Source organism: Rheinheimera sp. (assembly GCF_036782235.1).
GTDB lineage: Bacteria > Pseudomonadota > Gammaproteobacteria > Enterobacterales > Alteromonadaceae > Pararheinheimera.
The window spans coordinates 38,791-54,644 of record NZ_DAIPZL010000018.1 but is presented as its reverse complement, the minus strand read 5'-3'; the positions used below and the strand labels follow the sequence as shown (position 1 = coordinate 54,644).

The window sequence follows — 15,854 nt, the reverse complement described above, 5'->3', positions numbered from 1 at the left end:
AACCAGTGACCCCCGCCTTGTAAGGGCGGTGCTCTCCCAGCTGAGCTAACAATCCGCTGGATAATCAATAAAAACGTTATGGTGGATTGTACTGGGTTCGAACCAGTGACCCCCGCCTTGTAAGGGCGATGCTCTCCCAGCTGAGCTAACAATCCGCTGCAACGTTCGGCCGTCATTATAGGGGGCAAGCAAATGCTGTCAATGATATTTTTTCATTTTGCAACTGTATGCTGTAAAAGTAAGCATTTTTGCCATTTTGCTGATAATTGGCGTGGATCTGTGGCTCAAGAGCAGTGCAAGAGCCGCCCCGGATTGTTACAATAGCGCCATTATTTGTTGCCTCAGATCTGGATGTATTATGTCGATTGTTACCCGTTTTGCGCCAAGCCCAACAGGTTATCTGCATGTTGGTGGTGCCCGTACTGCGTTATTCAGCTGGTTATATGCCAGAAAAACCGGTGGTACTTTTATTCTGCGTATTGAAGACACTGATTTAGAACGTTCAACACAAGAGTCCGTGGATGCCATTTTAGATGGCATGAACTGGCTGGGGCTGGACTGGGATCAGGGCCCGTTTTATCAAACCAAACGTTTTGATTTGTATAAAGAAGTGGTAGCTCAGCTGCTGGCTGAAGGCAAAGCTTATAAGTGTTTTTGCACAGTGGAAGAAGTAGACGCCATGCGTGAAGCACAAATGGCGGCTGGCGAAAAACCCAAATATAACGGTATGTGGCGTGATCGCACTGACCATCCAACCGACAAACCTTATGTGATCCGGTTTAAAAACCCACAAGAGGGTGTGGTGGTCATTGACGACCTGATCAAAGGCCGGATTGAAGTTGCCAACGCGGAACTGGACGATTTAATTATTGCCCGCAGTGACGGCACCCCAACTTACAACCTGACAGTCGTTGTTGACGACTGGAAAATGGGTGTGACCCACGTGATCCGTGGTGATGACCATGTGAACAATACACCACGTCAGATGAATATTCTGTCGGCGCTGGGCGCAGAGCTGCCAAAATACGCCCATGTGCCGATGATTTTGGGTGACGACGGTAAACGTTTATCCAAACGTCATGGTGCAGTGGGGGTGATGCAATACCGCGACAACGGTTATCTGCCACAGGCGCTGTTAAATTATCTGGTACGTTTAGGCTGGTCGCATGGCGATCAGGAAATTTTCAGCCTGGACGAGCTGGTGGAAATTTTTGATTTATCCGCCTGTAACCGTGCGCCTTCAGCTTTTAACACTGAAAAACTGCAATGGTTAAACCAGCATTACATCCGTACTCTGCCTGCTGCTGAAGTGGCAAAACATTTAGCGTGGCATATTCACGAGCAGAAGCTGGATATCAGCAAAGGGCCAAGCCTGGAGCAGGTGATTGCAGTGCAGGGCGAGCGGGTCAAAACCTTAAAAGAGCTGGTGGAAGTCAGCCGCTATTTTTATGAAGACTTCAGTGACTTTGAAGAAAATGCGGCGAAAAAACACTTACGCCCTGTGGCGGCTGAGCCACTGCAGGCAGTTGCTGCGCATTTAGCGGCGCTGACGGACTGGAATGCTGAAACTGTGCACGCAGCCATTAACGCAGCGGCTGAAAGCCTGGGCCTTGGCATGGGCAAAGTGGGTATGCCACTGCGGGTTGCGGTGACGGGCGGTGGTAATTCACCTTCGCTGGATGTAACCCTGGCGCTCATTGGCAAAGAGCGCAGCCTGGCCCGTATTGAGCAGGCGCTTGCCTTTATCAAAGCGCGCGGTGATGCCGCTTAAGTTGTAGTTTGCGACAAAAAAGCCAGTCGCTGACTGGCTTTTTTATATACCGAATCTCCTGTATGGCAAGCAATGCAGCAACATATGCTGCGCTGGCACAGGATGTTGGGCTATCAAAATAGCTGATTTGAAAGAAAAATTTGTAGTGTTGCTTTTACAAAGCAGCAAGCTGTGGTTCAGATGTGGTGGTTAAACTGCCCATCTTTGTCTGGATGTAAAAGGAAATGGGTATGTCGTTGCGCATGTGGGGAGCAACTTTGTGGTTGGGGGTGAGTGCCGTTTTTACGCTGCCGGCACAGGCTGCAACAGCAGTTTTATTCGATAATGTGGTGGCTTTGCCTTATGGTCAGAGTCAGTTGCCGCCGGAGCGGTTAAAGTCGGGGCAAACTTATCAGCAGTTAAAACAAGTTGATAACTTTGATGTTGGTTCCGCGGACGACTTTAAACCCTGGGCCGGTGATGTTGAGCTGGGCTTAGTGCTGAACAGCGGTAATACCGAATCAACAGCGATCCGTGTTAATACTGAACTGCTGCACGAAATGAAAGATTTCCGGAACAAATACCTGATCCAGACTTTATTACAGCGTAACAGCCAGTTTGATGATAAAACCAATACCAAAACCCGTTACACCACAGGCCAGCGGATCAATCTGGTGGGCCAGAGTAACTATAAGTTTTATCGCAGCGAACACAGTATCTTCGGCCGTGCAGCGTATTTAAATGACCGTTTTGGTGCTTTCCATGAGCAAGCTTCTGTGGCTGCAGGTTATGCCAAAAGGTTGTATGAACAAGGGGACAGCTATTGGGACTTTGAAACAGGCCCAGGTTTTGCCCATCAGGAAACCTCGGATGGCCAGCGCAGCACTGGTATTATCTGGTTTGTCGCAACAAACCTCGATTATGCCTTTAGCGAAACCAATAGTTTCCGCCAGGCATTGGAATGGTCGGTGTCCCTGGATGGTAAAAACTCCAGCTGGCAAAGCCGCAGTGTCTTAACCTCACAGGTTAGTGGTCAGCTGTCGATGCGGTTAAGTTTTGTGGTGAAATACGACTCCAGCCCCGGTGAATTCCGCCAAAAAACCGATACTGAAACCTCGGCCACTCTGGTGTATTCGTTCTGACCAGGTGGTTTGAAACTGAGTATAAAAAAAGGAGCTGAGATCAGCTCCTTTTTACTTGCTGTGACTCCAGCACCTGACTGCGTGCCAAGCCCAGCGTTAATTAATGCAACACCCGCGCTTTTAAAGTGCCAGGAATAGCTTTCAGTTCATTCAGCGCCAGCTCGTGATCCAGGCTGTCGATGTCGATCACGACATAACCAATTTCCGCATTGGTTTGCAGATACTGACCCGAAATGTTGATGCCATGTTTGGCAAAAGCTTCGTTAATTTTGGTCAGCATACCAGGCTGGTTTTTGTGGATATGCAATAAGCGTGAACGACCTTTGTGCTCTGGCAACGACACTTCCGGGAAATTGACCGCCGACAGGGTAGAGCCATTGTCGGAGTATTTCACCAGTTTACCTGCAACTTCATAACCGATGTTTTCCTGTGCTTCCTGAGTCGAACCACCGATATGCGGTGTTAAAATCACATTGTCAAAAGCACGCAGTGGCGATTCAAACTCTTCGTCATTGCCGGTAGGTTCAACCGGGAATACATCAATGGCAGCACCGGCCAGTTTTTTCTCGGCCAGAGCACGGGCTAAAGCGTCAATATCCACCACAGTGCCGCGGGAGGCGTTAATTAAAATAGCGCCGGCTTTCATCAGATCCAGCTCAGCTTCACCAATCATATTCTGGGTTTGTGGAGTTTCAGGCACGTGTAACGTAACAACGTCTGATGTTTTTAATAATGTAGATAAATCAACCTGAGTGGCGTTGCCCAGTACTAATTTGTCTTCAATATCATAGAATTGCACCCGCATGCCGATGTTCTCAGCCATAATCGACAGCTGAGTTCCAATGTGGCCATATCCAATAATACCCAGGGTTTTGCCACGGGCTTCATAAGACTGGGTGGCGGTTTTTTGCCATTCACCACGGTGGGCAGCAGCGTTACGTTGCGGAATACCGCGTAACAACATAATAATTTGCCCCAGCACCAGCTCAGCGACAGAGCGGGTATTGGAGAAAGGGGCGTTAAAAACCGGAATGGCACGTTTTAAAGCGGCGTCTAAGTCCACCTGATTGGTGCCGATACAAAAACAACCAATAGCCACCAGTTTACCGGCTTCTTCCAGCACTTTTTCAGTCAGCTGGGTGCGTGAGCGGATGCCAATAAAATGCACATCTTTGATTTTTTCAATCAGCTCTGCCTCAGACAAAGACGTCTTCAGATATTCGATATTGCTGTAACCCTGATTTTTAAAAGTTTGCACTGCACTCTGGTGCAGGCCTTCTAATAACAGGATTTTTATTTTGTCTTTGGGCAGTGAATATTTTTCCATTTTTCCTATCTCTTCAATGTTGCAAAATTTGGTGCAGCACAGGCGCTTTAAATAATTTTAATAAATCAGCGTCCTGCTTATTGTTATCGGGTGGACCCTGTTGTTGCTGCAAAAAGCCGGTCGCAATGACCGGCTTGGTCTGGCTATCTGATAAAAAATCCGCCTCAGGATAATACCTGAGTGCCTTCGGCAGTACCGACCAGCACCAGATCGGCGCGGCGCATCGCAAAAATACCATTACAAACCACACCGGTGATTTGATTAATTTGTTGCTCCAGTGCAATAGGGTCAACAATCTTTAAATCAAACACATCCAGAATAATATTGCCGTTGTCGGTAACGACTTTGTCACGCCACACCGGACGGCCGCCGAGCTTGGCAAGCTCACGCGCCACATAGTTGCGCGCCATTGGAATGACTTCGACCGGCAGTGGGAATTTACCCAGCACATCCACCTGTTTGCTGGCATCCACAATACAGATAAATTTATCCGCCACTGCAGCAACAATTTTTTCGCGGGTTAAAGCGGCGCCACCGCCTTTGATCATATGGTGCTGTGGGTTAATTTCGTCCGCACCGTCCACATACACACTAAAACTGTCGACATCGTTTAAGTCCAGTACTTCAATACCAAGGGCGCGCATTTTTTCGGTGGATTGTACTGAGCTCGACACCGCACCTTGGATCTCATCTTTGATGGTGGCTAAAGCGTCGATAAAATGATTGACGGTAGACCCGGTTCCAACACCCACCACAGTGTGGCGTGGCACGTAATCCAGCGCAGCCCAGGCTGCATTTTTTTTCATTTCATCCTGCGTCATTGGTACACCTGAAAGATTTAGCCATAAAGACGGATATTATATCGAAAGGGGGCTGTGACAAAAGCGCAATTTGGCTTGCTGCTGAGAAAAAAAACGCTGCCCTTGGAACAGTACTGGTAGAACCAGTAAATTGCAGCTGTTTTATGCTGATGAAGCATTCTGGTGCATAAAAAACGCTTCCGAAGAAGCGTTTTTAAAGCAGATGATCAATCAGGCGGCCTGACGTTTTTTCCTGAAGTCCCAGGCAAGGCTAACCAGCACATAAGCGATCACCAGCGGCACCAGACCATATAAAATACCGTCCTGCAGCTGTGCAAGGTAAGGTTTTTGTAGTGCAACAGCCACCAGATACCAGGTGTAAGCCACATAAAGCACCAGGAACATCGCACCTTCAATACGGTGTAACACCGCGCCAACAAAAAACAGCGGCACACAAAGAGCGGCAACAGCCACCATGACCGGTATATCAATACTGGCCAGTTGTTCGCCGGCCAGCAATGGCATAGGTGAGGCCAAACCGGACAAGCCAAGTACACAGAGAATATTAAAAATATTGCTGCCGACCACATTGCCAACGGCAATATCACGTTCGCCTTTAATGGCTGCAACAATAGAGGTGACCATTTCCGGCATTGAGGTGCCAACAGCCACTATCGTCAGGCCAATCACTGCTTCGCTGACGCCCCAGGCGCTGGCCAGTTGCACAGCACTGTCCACCAGTAAACCTGAGCCGTACACCAGCAAAGCTAAGCCTGCCACCACAAAAAGTGCGCTCTGCCAAGCCGGGTGCGGCTGATGCAGCATTTCTTCAACTTCTTCATCAATACATTCCACCCCTTGTTTTTTGCCTTGCCAGAACAAAAACCAGGTGTAAGCGAGTAAACCAACGGCCAGTACAGCTGCTTCAGTTTTATCCAGTGAGCCATCCTGTACCAGCCACATCACCAGCACCGACAATGCCACCATAATGGGCACATCCTGACGGATCAGCTGGCGGGAAATCGCCAGCGGCAGAATAATGGCCGATGCGCCGAGGATCAGCAGTATATTCGCAATATTACTGCCAACCACGTTCGCAATCGCAAGCTCGGCTTCACCGGAAAAAGCAGCCTTTACACTAACTGCCAGCTCAGGCGCGCTGGTGCCAAAAGCCACCACTGTTAAACCAATTACTAGGGTTGGGATACCAAAACTGGCGGCGAGACGGGCAGCACCCTTGACCAGCAAGTCGGCACCAACGATCAACAGCACCAGACCTGCGGCTAATAACAACCAAGTCATCATTGTTGTGTACTCACTCTGTTAAATAAATTGCGCACAGCCTACTGATTTGATGCCAAAAAAACAACGCTTAGCTGCGGTTGTACGGCTTCTGTTTTTAGCAGTTCCGGGCCTGCCTTATTAACACCAATGCTGGTTATCTGCCGGCAAGTCCGTTGAGATGCTTCCGTAACCCAAAACAAAAACCGCAACTTTGGCAACTGTTTAGCCTTCTGCTGTTGTACGCTGTTGCAGATGCTGTTTTTGCTGCAAAGCCCAAAGCCTGGCGTAATAACCGCCGAGCGCCAGCAATTGTTGATGTTGGCCTTGTTCCACCACTTTGCCTTGATCCAGCACCACAATATTGTCTGCATCTATCACTGTTGATAAACGGTGGGCGATCACCAGCGAGGTGTGGCCTGTCGCCACTTCACGCATCGCCTGCAAAATTGCGGCTTCACTCTGTGAGTCAAGCGCCGAGGTGGCTTCATCAAACACCAGAATTGGCGAGCGTTTAAGCAGCACCCTGGCAATGGCAATGCGCTGTTTTTCACCACCCGATACTTTTAAACCCCTCTCACCCACTATTGTGGCGTCTCCTTGTGGCAGGCTGTTAATAAAGCTGCGTAAATGTGCCATATCAATGGCTTGTTCTATGTCAGCATCAGTGGCGTTTGGGTTGCCATAAGCAATATTGTCGCGAATGCTGCTGTTAAACAGCACTGTGTCCTGCGGCACTATCGCAATGGCGCGGCGTAGGCTGTCCAGCGTCAATTCTTTGATATCCTGACCATCAAGCAAAATGTGCCCCTGCTGGATGTCGTAAAAACGATATAACAAACGCGCCAATGTGCTTTTGCCGGCGCCTGAGCTGCCGACCACTGCAACTTTCTGGCCCGGCAAAATAGTCAGGGTAAAATCCTGCAATATGGCTCTTTCGGTCTGGTAGCTAAAATGCACGTTTTGAAACTCAATTTTACCTTGTTGCAGTTGCAGCTTTTGGGCGTTGGCAGCTTCAGTGATTTGCGACTGACGATTCAAAAGCCCCAGCATATTTTCAAGGTCGGTCAGAGCCCTGCGGATTTCCCGGTAAACAAAACCCAAAAAGTTGAGCGGAATAAACAGCTGCAACATATAGGCATTCACCATAGCCACATCACCGAGCGTTAAGTCTTTGGTCACAGCGCCCTGTGCTGCCATCAGCATCATCAGCGTAATGGCCGCAGCAATAATCAGCGCCTGTCCTGAGTTTAATAACAGCAGCGACATGCGGTTTTTGAGTTTGGCTGTTTCCCATTTTTGTAAAAACTCATCATAAATCCGCGCTTCATAAGCTTCGTTATTAAAATATTTAACGGTTTCATAGTTGAGCAGACTATCTACAGCACGGCCGTTGGTGGCTGAGTCGGCCTGATTGGCGTCGCGGATAAACTGATTACGCCATTCGGTCACCTTCACGGTAAACCAGATATAACAAGCCACGGCAATAGCGGTGATTAGCGCATACCAGAACGAAAACAACCCCCAGAAAATAATGGCCACCAGCACAATTTCCAGCAGTGTTGGCACTATGTTAAACATTAAAAACCGCATTAAAAAACTCAGGCCATTGGTGCCCCGTTCAATATCGCGGCTGATGCCACCGGTATTACGCTCCAGATGAAAACTCAGCTCCTGCTGATGCAGATGGTTAAAAACCTTCAGGCCAATTTGCCGCATCGCATGTTCAGTGACCCGGCTAAAAAGCGCATCGCGCACCTCGCCAAAAAAGACCGAGCCAAAACGCATCAGACCATAAGCCAGTAATAACAACAGCGGTAGTACCACCACGGGTTGCAGGCTGCTGTCGAGGCTGTCGACAATCAGTTTCAGTAAATAAGGCAATAGCAGGGTAGCGGCTTTGGCTGCGACCAAAGCCAGCAAGGCCAAGATCACCCGGCCTTTAAAGGTCAACAGATAAGGCAACATGTACCGGATGGTTTGTTGCAGATTAAATGCCTGTGCCGAACGGCTGGCGTCGGGTCTTTTGGCTGCAGTGCCCATACCACGCATCACATATCCTCTGGCAGGGCTGTATCAGGTACGTTAAAACAAGGCCGCATCCTGAGGTTGCTGCGGCCTGGTAATTAAGCGTAGGTGCACAGATAAGCCGTGTCCTGTGTTACTTTTAACTGAAATTTTTGCTCTGCCGCCACTTCAAAGGATTGGCCGGCGCGAAATTGCTGCCAGTCTGACTGGCCCGGTAATTTGACTGTTAGTGCACCGCTGATGACGGTCAAAGTTTCGTGCTGGTTGGTGCCAAATTCATAATCACCTGGTGCCATCACGCCGACTGTGGCAGGAAGCTGTTCACCGGCAAAGGCAATAGAAGTTACTTTACCATCAAAATACTGATTTACTTTAAACATTGATCACTCCGTGCTGGGTTATGCAAAACAAAATCAGCCCAGTAAAACGGATTTTGGCAGTTTTGCCCAGCAAATTTTGGCTATTTAGATGGCTACTTTATGCGGCGTTCAGGCTCACTGCGGCTAAGATACAGATAACAAAGTAAAATCAGCGCCAATCAACTATGATTGGCCTGTATATTTGCCGGTGCCGTATACAATGATCACAGCAGCAGAGGTAAGGGTTTATCATCAGCATGAAAGGTAAACAATATCAGTCGCTTGTAAACTATATCGACTTATTGCTTGATATGGTTTGTGTGGTCGATCAACAAGGACGATTTGTGTTTGTCAGTGCCGGCGTGGAGCAGATCCTCGGTTATCAAAGTGGAGCGCTCATAGGCAAGCGCATGATTGATTATGTCTGGCCGGAAGACAAAGAAAAAACCCTGCAGCAGGCACAGCGTGTAATGGCGGGCGAGAGTGTCACTCATTTTGAAAACAGATACCGCCATCAGAACGGCCGGCCTGTCTGTTTGTCCTGGTCGGCACGTTGGTCTGAAACTGACGGGGTGCGGGTGGCTGTGGCCCGTGATATCAGCACCATCAAACAGGCACAGGCGCGACAGCACGCTGTGTACGCTATTTCAGAAGCCGCCCATCAAAGTCAGGATCCGGTGCAGTTATATCAGCAAATTGCGGTCATAGTAGCGGCGTTGTTGCCGGTACAGCATTTTATGATTGTAATGCTGGATCAGCATGCCAGATGGCAATGTATTTTTCAGCAACAACGACTGGCTGGTGCTGATGCTGAGCCTATCGTTTTACCTGATATTCATGCGCTTTGCAGCGAAGTGGCGCAAAAACAAGATGTTCAGCAATGGGAGCAGCAAAGTGCTGCTGGCTGGCTGGGGTTACCGCTGCAGGCAGGTGCAGTGCTGCAAGGGGTCTTGTTGTTACATCCGGGGCCGGATTTGCATTACAACGCCGATGATATTGCGTTATTAACTTTTGTCACAGCGCAAATTTCAACCGCTGTTGAGCGCAGCACTATGCTGGCGCGGTTGGAGCAACTGGCATTGCATGACAGCCTGACTGGCCTTGCCAACCGCACCCTATTGCACGACAGGCTGCAACTGGCGCTGCAAAGAGCAGGGCGAGAACATCGCTTGCTGGCGCTGTTGTATCTGGATCTGGATCGTTTTAAGCAGGTCAACGATACGGTCGGCCATCAGGCCGGTGATTTGTTATTACAACAAACAGCACAGCGGATTGTGCATGCTGTCAGGCAAACCGACACTGTGGCGCGCTTTGGCGGTGATGAATTTGTGATTTTGCTGGAACAGATTGATCAGAGTGGCACAGTACTGAAAATAGCCGAAAAAGTGCGTCAGGCCTTGCTGGCGCCTTTTATGCTGGCTGGTCAGCAATTTTATGTGTATCCCAGTATCGGCATTGCCATTTATCCTGAACATGGTGAAGACAGCAGGCAGTTGTTATTAAGCTCAGACGTTGCCATGTACAGCGCCAAACATAATGGTGGCAATCAAATCAAGCTGGCGGCTCCTCCCTCACCATAGGGCTACACAGGCTGACAGGTCGCTATACCTTAACTTTGCAGCATAAAAAAGCCCGCAGTTTAAAGCGGGCTTTGCATCTTAAAAACCACCTGCATTTCAGGTGGTTTTTACACTTGGACTATTAAGGTCTGTTGATGGTGATCACAGGTGAAGTCCAGGTATCCCAGTGAGCGGCATTGTTTGGATCACCCAGTGCTTTTAACACTTTCAGTTCCAGCACATAGCTGCCGTTTGGCACTTCTTTCACTTTACCTTTGCCACCATTGCTGTGGATACGGGTACCATCCCAGCCAAAGCTAAAGAAGCCAGTGGCAGTGCTGTTCCGTGGAATATATTCTTCCACATTGGTTTTATGGAACACAGGGTGCACAGGCATCATATTACCGGCATGCAGGATGTTCATTTCCATATACTGAGCCTGGTGTTCAAAATGCACCAGGAAGAATGGCATGTCATTGCCTTGCATGCTGAAGCTGCAATCAGCCACACACTTGGTGTACGACGCGCCGTTCAGTTTGGCCAGCCATGGGAAACCATTGGCAGTGGCAGTGACAGTCGGAATGGCCTGATAGTCCCCAACGTAACCGGCGAATGGGACGCGGTATACCTGACCTGCTGTGGTTGGTGTCAACACAACATAACCACCATACTGGCCATAAACAGGAGCTGTTGCAGGGGTAATGGTTACATCCACAGTAGCGCTGCCACCTGGTGCCACTTCAACTGAAGGACTGCTAAAGGTAACAGTGGCGTTGCTGAGATTCGCAGCAGGTGTCACTACACCACCGGTAGACAAGGCATTGACTGAACTCAGGTTATAAGTCACAGCTTCAGTGCCGTTGTTCTGAATGGTCAGACGTTGGGTATAGGGACCAGACTCACCTTCACCTGTGGCAATTTTGCCTGGTGTCACCAGTGTTGTTGCCTGAATACTGCCTGCGATATCCAGCATACCGGCACCTTGGCGATGCACGTGATCCAGGTAGCCTAAACCAGGGTTACCAAACCAGTTTTTCGGATCAGCACTGTTTTGCAGTATGTCACGCACCTGGGCAGGAGCTGTGTCAGGTTTAGCCTGCAGTAATAAAGCCACAGAACCAGCTACATGCGGAGATGACATTGAGGTGCCGCCTAAAGTGGCAAAAGCACCGCTTTCCAGTGGGTAAGTTGAATAAATATTGCCACCTGGTGCGCCAATATCCGGTTTTAACGCCAGGTCAGGCGACAAGCCATAAGAGCTGAAGCTGGAGATCAAACCACCTGTTGGGGAAGGGAAGCTACCGCTGCGATCAGTCCAGGTTAACACCGGAGATGCCATAGCACGGATGGCATTGCCATCGGCCAGCGAAATACCCACCACAGGTTTACCATTTGGAATTGCGGCGCCCAATGTGCCGCTCAGTGGGCCTGCTACGTTGTTTGATACCAGTACTGCATCAGCGCCGGCATTAATGGCATTGGTAGCCTTAATGCCAAAGGCACAGGTGCCGCGGGCTGCCAGCGCAATTTTACCTGTCAGCGAACCAGCTGGCAGTGCCGAACAAGCTTCACCTACAGCCACAACTTCACCACCGCCTGTGGTTGGAATTGGCGGAGAAAAGGTCATTGGGGCATAACCTATGTCACGACCGTTTACTGTGGCCACAGCTTGCAGCACATGGCTGTTGTCAAAAGATGCAACACCAATCACATCTTTACCAAGGCCTGGTGCGCCTGCTGAATATAAGCCGCTGGCACCGCTGTTACCTATAGAAGCCACCACCACCATGCCTTTGGCAACCATTCGGTCGGCCGCCTGAGCTGTTGGGTATTGTGGCCACTGGAAGGCGGAACCAATACTCATATTTAATACATGCATACCGTCGGTATAAGCACGTTCCATTGCCGCTATCATCACATCTGCTGTGGTGCTGCCGTTACAACCAAAGACGCGGTAAGCACCAAAAGTGACAGCAGGTGCCACCCCTTTGACAGTGCCATTGGCACCGACAATACCGGCAACGTGGGTACCGTGGCCACCACAGTCATCCGGGTTGTTATCTGGTGTGGTGACAGGGTTGTAGCTTGGGCTGCTGGAATCGGCGTTAAAGGCATCACCGACAAAGTCGTAACCATATTGCACCCGTGCTGTGGGGAAGGTGGTGCTGCCATTGGCACCGTTCCCACCAAAATCTGGGTGATCAATATCAATACCTGTGTCCATCACTGCCACTTTAATGCCGCTGCCGTCCAGACCTAAATTGTTTTGGGCAATATTGGCGCCTGTCATCGACAGCGCTGTGGCCATATCACCGACAATGCCGGTGCCAAGCACATCGGCTTTAGGGGCCTGGATCACTTCCACCGGATAAATGGCTTTTACCCCATCAATCTGCATTAACTTGGCGCGTTCGCCCGGGCTGATTTCAATGGAAAAACCGTTAAACAGGGTGTCAAAAGCGCGGCGTTCTTTAAAACGCACACCCGCTTCTGCTGCAGCTTGACGAAAAGCAGTTTTTGCTGCCTGAACATTTTTTTTGCTGTTGCCGGATGCAACAGGCTGGCTATTGAGTTCAACAAACCACAGGTTGCCGCCTTCAGCTTCAGTGACGCTGACGCTGTCGTTGGCCTGAGCCTGACCTAAGCTAAGACCGACCAGTAAGGCCAGGGCGCTGAGTTTTGTGAAGGTTTTATGGTGCTGGTTGTTTGAGGTATTGATATGACGCTGATTCAAAGTGCATTCCTCTATTGTTATGTTTTTATCGGCAGACGATGAACCCAACGGACCACAAGAATGGGCGGGCGCCCGATCCTTACCTGCTGAGTACATGAAGCGAAACGCTTGTGCATAAAATAAGCCATTTTCGCTTTATTAGACTTTTATAAAATACAAAACAATAAGTTAGCCTGTAACACTTTTTAAAAGCGTGATCACTTTGTCGGTATAACGCTGCTTAGTGTAAAAAAAACAGACAAATCAATATGTTATATTTGTTTTTATTTGGTTTTTAATGAGTTAAAAAAAGATTAAATATAATGATTGTGGGCGTAAAAACTGACCAAACGCCCATCACACTCAATGTTCAGTGGCGATCTAGCGGCAGGGGACATGACCAATAAAAAAGGCGCTGTGAACAGCGCCTTTATTCCTGTCACTACTTTGAATCGTGAACTTTTCCAACTGTGTTTTTTAGAACTGGGATTTTTTAAAACGACTGCGTCTGCGTTACAGCGGGCAGACAGCGGTCAATAACTCCGCTGTCTTATTGTTTTTAGGCCACACAGTCCACGTAATACACTTTTTTGCCGTCGATTTCGGTAGATGCCAGGCCGTGAATATAAGTTTCAAAACCAGGGAACTTGCCGTTAAATTCGCGGGCAAATTTTAAGTAGCTGACGATGGTGTCGTTAAATACTTCACCCGGTACCAACAGCGGAATTCCAGGTGGGTAAGGGGTTAACATTACAGCGGTAATGCGGCCGGTCAGTTCATCCAGTGGCACCCGTTCAATCTTTTTATGCGCCATTTTGGCAAAAGCATCGGCCGGTTTCATCGCTGGCACCATTTCTGACAGGTACATTTCTGTGGTCAGTTTGGCAATGTTATTGGCACGGTAAATGTCGTGGATTTGATCACACAAGTCTTTTAAGCCAATACGTTCATATTGTGGGAAAGCCTGAATAAATTCCGGCAATACCCGCCATAAAGGCGCGTTTTTGTCGTAGTCGTCTTTAAACTGCTGCAGCGCTGTCACCATGGTATTCCAGCGGCCTTTGGTAATGCCGATGGTAAACATAATAAAAAAGCTGTACAGACCGGTTTTTTCGATGACGACCCCATGTTCGGCCAGGTATTTGGCAACAATAGCCGCCGGAATACCAGAGTCGGAGAAGTCGCCGTCAACATTCAGGCCAGGCGTTAGAATAGTGGCTTTAATCGGATCCAGCAGGTTAAAACCTTCAGCGATAGGGCCAAAACCATGCCAGTTTTCATCGGCATGTAACATCCAGGCATCACGTTCATCCAAACCTTCAGCCGTTAAATCATCCGGGCCCCAGACTTTAAACCACCAGTCGTCACCGTATTCGTCGTCCACTTTGCGCATGGCACGGCGAAACTCCAAAGCTTCATCCAGCGATTCTTCCACCAGCGCAGTGCCGCCCGGTGCTTCCATCATGGCCGCAGCCACATCACAGGAAGCAATAATGGCGTATTGCGGGCTGGTGGAGGTGTGCATCAGATAAGCTTCGTTAAACAAATTGGTGTCGAGTTTATTCTGATTGGCGTCCTGCACCAGAATTTGCGACGCCTGCGAAATACCGGCTAAAAGTTTATGGGTTGATTGTGTTGAAAACACCATTGACGTGTCACAACGCGGACGGCCTTCACCAATGGCGTGGTAGTCGCCATAAAAGTCGTGGAAAGCGGCATGCGGCAACCAGGCTTCGTCAAAATGCAGGGTTTCAATTTCACCATCGAGTAAAGACTTAATTTCTTCAACGTTATATAAAATACCGTCATAAGTACTTTGGGTAATGGTCAGCACCCTTGGTTTTACGTCCGGGTTGGTTTTTAACACTTCGCGGATAAAAGGGTTGGCTGCCATTTTTTTACGGATGGTGGCGGGTTCAAATTCGCTGCGCGGAATAGGGCCGATAATGCCGTAGTGGTTGCGTGTTGGCATTAAAAACACCGGCAGCGCACCTGTCATCATAATGGCGTGCAAAATAGATTTATGACAGTTACGGTCTACCACCACAATGTCACCCGGCGCTACTGTGCTGTTCCAGACAATTTTGTTGGACGTTGAAGTACCGTTGGTAACAAAAAACAAATGGTCGGCATTAAAAATACGGGCAGCATTACGCTCAGATGCCGCCACCGGGCCTGTGTGATCCAGCAATTGGCCAAGCTCATCCACCGCATTACACACATCGGCACGCAGCATATTTTCACCAAAAAACTGGTGGAACATGCGGCCAACCGGCGATTTTAAAAAGGCAACACCACCAGAGTGACCCGGGCAGTGCCAGCTGTAAGAGCCGTCCTGTGCATAGTGGGTCAGGGCGCGGAAGAACGGTGGTGCCAGCGAATCTAAATAACTTTTGGCTTCGCGGATAATATGGCGCGCCACAAACTCCGGTGTGTCTTCATGCATATGAATAAAACCATGCAGCTCACGCAGAATGTCGTTCGGAATATGGCGGGCGGTGCGGGTTTCACCGTACAGGTAAATTGGAATATCCGGGTTACGGTGGCGGATTTGTTCAACAAAACTACGCAGCTGCGCCAGCACCGACTGACTTTCTTCTTTACTGCCGCTGCCAAATTCTTCGTCGTCAATCGACAAAATAAAACCTGCTGCACGGCTTTGTTGTTGGGCGAATGAGGTTAAATCACCATAACTGGTGTAACCCACCACATCCATACCGGCCTTTTCAATGGCAGACGCCAGTTCGCGAATGCCGGAGCCGCTGGTGTTTTCCGAGCGGAAATCTTCGTCAATAATGACCAGAGGAAAATAAAAACGCATGGTGGTGTTTCCTTAATGAAGGAGCAAAAATAACGGCAACAACAACAGACTAGCAGCTTTGCCAAAGCAAATAT

Annotated in this window: 10 protein-coding genes and 1 tRNA gene; 3 read left to right on the top strand and 8 right to left on the bottom strand. The window is 49.1% G+C overall.

Annotated elements, in window-relative coordinates; all coding sequences use genetic code 11:
* Positions 1-79: 79 nt before the first annotated feature.
* A tRNA-Val gene (locus V7P87_RS15280) sits at positions 80-155 on the bottom strand.
* Between the two features lie 203 nt (positions 156-358).
* Between V7P87_RS15280 and gltX the strand changes: the two genes are divergently transcribed.
* Together gltX and V7P87_RS15270 are read left to right on the top strand one after the other, a co-directional pair.
* Entirely contained in the window at positions 359-1,771 is a 1,413-nt protein-coding gene (gene gltX / locus V7P87_RS15275) for a glutamate--tRNA ligase (RefSeq protein ID WP_333798204.1), read from the top strand.
* A 230-nt stretch (positions 1,772-2,001) separates the two neighbouring features.
* Positions 2,002-2,892, top strand: coding sequence for a DUF481 domain-containing protein (locus tag V7P87_RS15270; RefSeq protein ID WP_333798203.1), 891 nt, complete (start codon positions 2,002-2,004; stop codon positions 2,890-2,892).
* 100 nt (positions 2,893-2,992) lie between these two features.
* Here the strand turns inward: V7P87_RS15270 and serA are convergent, their stop codons facing one another.
* From serA to ppnP, 5 genes are all read right to left on the bottom strand, one after another.
* A complete protein-coding gene (gene serA / locus V7P87_RS15265) occupies positions 2,993-4,219 on the bottom strand; it encodes a phosphoglycerate dehydrogenase (protein WP_333798202.1) in 1,227 nt (408 codons plus the stop codon).
* A 164-nt stretch (positions 4,220-4,383) separates the two neighbouring features.
* Positions 4,384-5,040, bottom strand: a complete 657-nt coding sequence (gene rpiA / locus V7P87_RS15260; RefSeq protein WP_333798201.1) for a ribose-5-phosphate isomerase RpiA — start codon at positions 5,038-5,040, stop codon at positions 4,384-4,386.
* Between the two features lie 210 nt (positions 5,041-5,250).
* Positions 5,251-6,324, bottom strand: a complete 1,074-nt coding sequence (locus V7P87_RS15255) for a calcium/sodium antiporter (protein WP_333798200.1) — start codon at positions 6,322-6,324, stop codon at positions 5,251-5,253.
* Between the two features lie 201 nt (positions 6,325-6,525).
* A complete protein-coding gene (locus V7P87_RS15250; RefSeq protein WP_442967979.1) occupies positions 6,526-8,352 on the bottom strand; it encodes an ABCB family ABC transporter ATP-binding protein/permease in 1,827 nt (608 codons plus the stop codon).
* Between the two features lie 74 nt (positions 8,353-8,426).
* Positions 8,427-8,708 (bottom strand): pyrimidine/purine nucleoside phosphorylase, encoded by a 282-nt coding sequence (ppnP, locus tag V7P87_RS15245; RefSeq protein WP_333798199.1) that lies wholly within the window; start codon positions 8,706-8,708, stop codon positions 8,427-8,429.
* Between the two features lie 236 nt (positions 8,709-8,944).
* On the opposite strand from ppnP, the gene V7P87_RS15240 reads away from it, so the two are divergent.
* Positions 8,945-10,267 carry a diguanylate cyclase domain-containing protein gene (locus V7P87_RS15240; protein ID WP_333798198.1) on the top strand — a complete coding sequence of 441 codons (1,323 nt, stop codon included), beginning with the start codon at positions 8,945-8,947 and terminating at the stop codon, positions 10,265-10,267.
* Positions 10,268-10,388: 121 nt separating this feature from the next.
* On the opposite strand, the gene V7P87_RS15235 is transcribed toward V7P87_RS15240, so the two are convergent.
* Complete coding sequence (locus tag V7P87_RS15235) at positions 10,389-12,980, bottom strand: S8 family serine peptidase (protein WP_333798197.1); 2,592 nt, start codon at positions 12,978-12,980, stop codon at positions 10,389-10,391.
* 538 nt (positions 12,981-13,518) lie between these two features.
* Positions 13,519-15,780, bottom strand: a complete 2,262-nt coding sequence (locus V7P87_RS15230; RefSeq protein WP_333798196.1) for an arginine/lysine/ornithine decarboxylase — start codon at positions 15,778-15,780, stop codon at positions 13,519-13,521.
* Between the last annotated feature and the right edge of the window lie 74 nt (positions 15,781-15,854).

Excerpts from the sequence above, each read along its gene's own strand:
- gltX (WP_333798204.1), top strand. The coding sequence starts at position 359 with ATGTCGATTGTTACCCGTTTTGCGCCAAGCCCAACAGGTTATCTGCAT.
- V7P87_RS15270 (WP_333798203.1), top strand. The coding sequence starts at position 2,002 with ATGTCGTTGCGCATGTGGGGAGCAACTTTGTGGTTGGGGGTGAGTGCC.
- serA (WP_333798202.1), bottom strand. The coding sequence starts at position 4,219 with ATGGAAAAATATTCACTGCCCAAAGACAAAATAAAAATCCTGTTATTA.
- rpiA (WP_333798201.1), bottom strand. The coding sequence starts at position 5,040 with ATGACGCAGGATGAAATGAAAAAAAATGCAGCCTGGGCTGCGCTGGAT.
- V7P87_RS15255 (WP_333798200.1), bottom strand. The coding sequence starts at position 6,324 with ATGATGACTTGGTTGTTATTAGCCGCAGGTCTGGTGCTGTTGATCGTT.
- V7P87_RS15250 (WP_442967979.1), bottom strand. The coding sequence starts at position 8,352 with ATGCGTGGTATGGGCACTGCAGCCAAAAGACCCGACGCCAGCCGTTCG.
- ppnP (WP_333798199.1), bottom strand. The coding sequence starts at position 8,708 with ATGTTTAAAGTAAATCAGTATTTTGATGGTAAAGTAACTTCTATTGCC.
- V7P87_RS15240 (WP_333798198.1), top strand. The coding sequence starts at position 8,945 with ATGAAAGGTAAACAATATCAGTCGCTTGTAAACTATATCGACTTATTG.
- V7P87_RS15230 (WP_333798196.1), bottom strand. The coding sequence starts at position 15,780 with ATGCGTTTTTATTTTCCTCTGGTCATTATTGACGAAGATTTCCGCTCG.